Genomic DNA, 4,000 nt, shown 5'->3' with positions numbered 1-4,000 from the left:
GATGTGGGTGGATTGAGGCCGGCCGCCGGCCAATCTTAGTCGCCGGCCTTTGCCAGATCCGCCAGCGCCTCTCCGGTCAGCCGGAAGAACTGCTTCTCCGACTGCCTTATGCCGCCAAGGCTGTCGTAGAAGGTGAGCAGCCGCTGGTTCTCGCGATCCGCCGTCCAGTCGACGCGGCCATGGCCGCGCTCAAGGGCGGTGCGCGCCAGAGCCTGCATCAGTAGGCGTCCAGCGCCGCTGCCTCGACTGGCTTTCGAAACGAACAGCTCCTTGAGAAAGAAGCCGCCTCGCAGGCCCGGCCCCGGATAAATCGTCGAGAAGATTGCGAAACCGACGATCCTGTCCGTTTCCGCGACAAGGATCTCCACGCCTGCCGGCAGGCCAGCGAGATCGGCAAGGATTGTTTCGAACGATGGGCACGGCACATGATAGTGCCGCTGCATCTCCACGAAAAGCTGTGCCAACCCCGCATTGTCGGCGACGACATGTGGCCGCACTGCAAGTGGAGCCGTCACGGTTTCGCACTCGACTGCCATCCGGTCACTGTCTCGAAGAAAATGGTCGCGATTGGCCGCTCAGGCCGAGGCACGCGCCTCGGCAAGCGCCTTGAGATCGGCCGGCTTCAGTTCGACGGACTCGCCGCAGCCGCAAGCCGAGCTCTGGTTCGGGTTCTTGAAGGTGAAGCCGGTGCGCAGCGTCGTCTGCTCGAAATCCATCTCGGTGCCGAGCAGGAAGAGAGCGGCCTCAGGCGCAACATAGACATGCGCGCCGTCGCGCTCGACATGGTCATCCTTGGCGCTCGGCTCGGTGACCAGGTCGATCGTGTATTCCATGCCGGCGCAGCCGCCTTTCTTGATGCCGAGGCGAATGCCATGCGCATTCTCGCGCGTGGCGACGATCTCGCGCACGCGGTCGGCGGCCTTGTCGGTCATCGTGATGACGGCGAAGCGTCCCATGTCATTCTCCACGTTCGCGCGGGTTCAAGGCCCGCGGAATGAGTCTGTCCTTAAGATGGTGAAATTTCACCTCTGCTGCAAGCCAACCAGTCCTTGTCGGGTTGTCGCTTAATACCACCCGACCGCGACCTGCGCTTCTTCCGACATGCGGTCCGGCGTCCACGGCGGGTCGAACACCATGTTGACTTCGACGCCTGAAACGCCCTCGACGGCGCCGACGGCGTTCTCGACCCAGCCCGGCATTTCGCCGGCCACCGGGCAGCCCGGCGCGGTCAGCGTCATGTCGATCTTGACCGAGCGGTCGTCCTCGATGTCGATTTTGTAGACGAGGCCGAGCTCATAGATGTCGGCGGGGATTTCCGGATCGTAGACCGTCTTCAGCGCCGACACGATGTCGTCGGTCAACCGCGCCAGCTCGTCGGCGGGGATCGCCGAGGCCGAGACGACGCCGTTCCCGGCGGTTTCCGCTGCGGTCTCTGCGGTGGTGCTCACATCGTCCATGGTCGTCACCCGAAGAACTTTCGCGCCTTTTCCAGCGCATCGGCCAAAGCGTCGACTTCGGCCCTGGTGTTATACATGCCGAACGATGCCCTGCATGTGGAGGTCACGCCGAAGCGTTTCAACAGCGGCTGGGCGCAATGGGTGCCCGCCCGCACTGCCACGCCCTGCCTGTCGATCACCATCGACACGTCATGGGCATGGATGCCCTGCAATTCGAACGAGATGATGGCGCCCTTGCCCGGCGCGTCGCCGAAGATGCGCAGCGAGTTGATCGCGCGCAGCCGCTCATGCGCGTAATTCTTGAGGTCCGCCTCATGCGCGGCGATGCGTTCGCGGCCGACCTTCTCCATGTACTCGAGCGCCGCGCCCAGCCCTATCGCCTGCACGATCGGCGGCGTGCCGGCCTCGAAACGGTGCGGCGGCTCGTTGTAGGTGACGATGTCCTGCGTCACCTCCTCGATCATCTCGCCGCCGCCCATGAAGGGGCGCATCTCTTCCAGCATATGCTTCTTGCCGTAGAGCACGCCGATGCCCGACGGGCCGTAGACCTTGTGGCCGGTAAAGACGAAGAAATCGCAGTCGAGATCCTGCACGTCGATCGGCATGTGCACGGCGCTCTGGCTGCCGTCGACGAGTACGGGAATTCCACGCGCGTGGGCGATGCGCACGATCTCCTTGATCGGCGTCACCGTGCCCAGCGCGTTGGACATGTGGGTGATGGCGACGAGCTTGGTGCGGTTGGTCAGCCGCTTCTCGAATTCCTCGATGTGGAAGGCGCCGAGATCGTCGACCGGCACCCAGACGAGCTTCGCGCCCTGCCGCTCGCGGATGAAATGCCAGGGCACGATGTTGGAGTGGTGCTCCATGATGGAGAGCACGATCTCGTCGCCCTCGCCGATCCTCGGCATGCCCCAGCCATAGGCGACCGTGTTGATCGCCGAGGTGGTGTTGGAGGTGAAGACGATGTTGTCGGTGCTCGGCGCATTGAGGAAGTGGCGCACCGTCTCCCGCGCCTTCTCATAGGCATCCGTGGCGGCATTCGACAGGAAATGCAGGCCGCGATGGACGTTGGCATATTCCTGGGAATAGGCATGCTGGATCGTGTCGAGCACCACCTGCGGCTTCTGCGCCGAGGCGCCGTTGTCGAGATAGACCAGCGGCTTGCCGTAGACCTGCCGCGACAGGATCGGGAAGTCGCGGCGGATCGCCTCGACGTCGTAGGGAGTGGTTTCGATCTTCTGGTCCATTTCGAAGTCCTTGCCGGCCGTGGCCGCGATCCTTCCAACACCCCTCATCCGACCGAGCTTCGCTCGGCCACCTTCTCCCACAAGGGGAGAAGGTCTAGCGCCTTACCTTCTCCCCTTGTGGGAGAAGGTGGATTGGCGCGTAGCGCCAAGACGGATGAGGGGTGCGGTCGAGGCCAAGCCTCGACCGCTTTTCACCCGTGCGTCAAAAACCAGCCGTCTAGCCGCGCCTCCAGCGCGTCGACCAGCGCCTCGTCGTCCAGTTCCTCGATCACTTCAGCCACGAAGGCCTTCACCAGAAGGCCCCGCGCCGTCTTCTCGTCGATGCCGCGCGCCATCAGGTAGAACAGATGGTTGTGGTCGATCTCTGTGACGGTGGCGCCATGGCCGCAGACGACGTCATCGGCGAAGATCTCCAGCTCGGGCTTGGTCGAGAACTCGCCGTCGTCCGACAGAAGCAGCGTGTTGCAGGCCATCTTGGCGTTGGTCTTCTGGGCGTATTGATGCACGTTGATGCGCCCCTGGAAGACGCCGCGCGCCTTGCCGGTCACCACATTGCGCATCACTTCCGTCGAGGCCGTGTGCGGCACCGTATGGTCGAGCACCATCGTGGTGTCGGTGTGCGTGTCGCCGGCCAGAAGGTTGATACCGCGCAACTTGAAGTCGGCGCCCTCGCCTGTCGTCCTGACGACGACCTCCTGGCGCACCAGTCTGCCGCCGGCATTCATGATGAACAGCGTCAGCTTCGCGTCCCTGCCGATATGCGCCTTGAACTGGGCGAGATGCGTGGCCGTGTCCGGCTGCTCCTGCACGATCAGCCAGGTCACCTCGGCGCCCTCGTCGAGAACGAGCTGGCTCACTGAGCTGACGAGGGCATCGCCGCCTTCGCCCGCCTGGCGCTCGACGATGTTCGCCTTGGCGCCGGCGCCGACACGCGTCAGCAGCCGCACATGCGCCTGGCCGCCGGACTGCAGATTTTGCAGTTCGATCGGCTTTTCCAGTTTCGTGCCGGCGGCGATATCGACGAAATAGCCGTCGGCGACGAAGGCGGTGTTCAGCGCGCCGATCGCGTCATCGGCTCCATAAGGATCAAGCCCGGGCGCGACACTGCCGTCGGTGAGCTTTTCCAACAGGCGCTGCACCATGACGCCCTCGATCACAGGCAGCTTCGTCTGCGAAACACCGCCCAGCACCGGCAGCACGGCGGAACCGTCGAGAACGGGCTCGAGCGCCTTCGCGACCGCCTCGGCCTCGAAGGCCGGCACCGAGGTCAGCAGCCGGCGCAGATCCGTATAGTGC

The 4,000-nt window shown here is 64.1% G+C and carries 5 protein-coding genes; all 5 read right to left on the bottom strand.

What is annotated here, in order from left to right; all coding sequences use genetic code 11:
- Nucleotides 1-35: 35 nt before the first annotated feature.
- Nucleotides 36-443 carry a GNAT family N-acetyltransferase gene (locus tag EOA29_RS28020; RefSeq protein WP_245464961.1) on the bottom strand — a complete coding sequence of 136 codons (408 nt, stop codon included), beginning with the start codon at nucleotides 441-443 and terminating at the stop codon, nucleotides 36-38.
- Between the two features lie 132 nt (nucleotides 444-575).
- Nucleotides 576-956 carry a Fe-S cluster assembly scaffold SufA gene (gene sufA, locus EOA29_RS28015; protein ID WP_126093589.1) on the bottom strand — a complete coding sequence of 127 codons (381 nt, stop codon included), beginning with the start codon at nucleotides 954-956 and terminating at the stop codon, nucleotides 576-578.
- Between the two features lie 108 nt (nucleotides 957-1,064).
- The gene (locus tag EOA29_RS28010; RefSeq protein ID WP_126093588.1) at nucleotides 1,065-1,457 is read right to left on the bottom strand and encodes an SUF system Fe-S cluster assembly protein; all 393 of its coding nucleotides are present in this window, start codon (nucleotides 1,455-1,457) and stop codon (nucleotides 1,065-1,067) included.
- A gap of 5 nt (nucleotides 1,458-1,462) precedes the next feature.
- Entirely contained in the window at nucleotides 1,463-2,704 is a 1,242-nt protein-coding gene (locus EOA29_RS28005; protein ID WP_126093587.1) for a cysteine desulfurase, read from the bottom strand.
- Nucleotides 2,705-2,895: 191 nt separating this feature from the next.
- The coding region (gene sufD / locus EOA29_RS28000; RefSeq protein ID WP_127221898.1) for a Fe-S cluster assembly protein SufD at nucleotides 2,896-4,000 on the bottom strand (1,105 nt) is incomplete at its 5' end.

It is taken from the genome of Mesorhizobium sp. M1E.F.Ca.ET.063.01.1.1, assembly GCF_003998155.1.
Lineage (GTDB): Bacteria > Pseudomonadota > Alphaproteobacteria > Rhizobiales > Rhizobiaceae > Mesorhizobium.
This window is presented reverse-complemented; position numbering and strand designations above follow the sequence as displayed.

Bases quoted from the DNA above. Each gene is read 5' to 3' on its own strand.
- sufA (WP_126093589.1), bottom strand. From the start codon at position 956: ATGGGACGCTTCGCCGTCATCACGATGACCGACAAGGCCGCCGACCGC.
- EOA29_RS28010 (WP_126093588.1), bottom strand. From the start codon at position 1,457: ATGGACGATGTGAGCACCACCGCAGAGACCGCAGCGGAAACCGCCGGG.
- EOA29_RS28005 (WP_126093587.1), bottom strand. From the start codon at position 2,704: ATGGACCAGAAGATCGAAACCACTCCCTACGACGTCGAGGCGATCCGC.
- EOA29_RS28020 (WP_245464961.1), bottom strand. From the start codon at position 443: ATGCAGCGGCACTATCATGTGCCGTGCCCATCGTTCGAAACAATCCTT.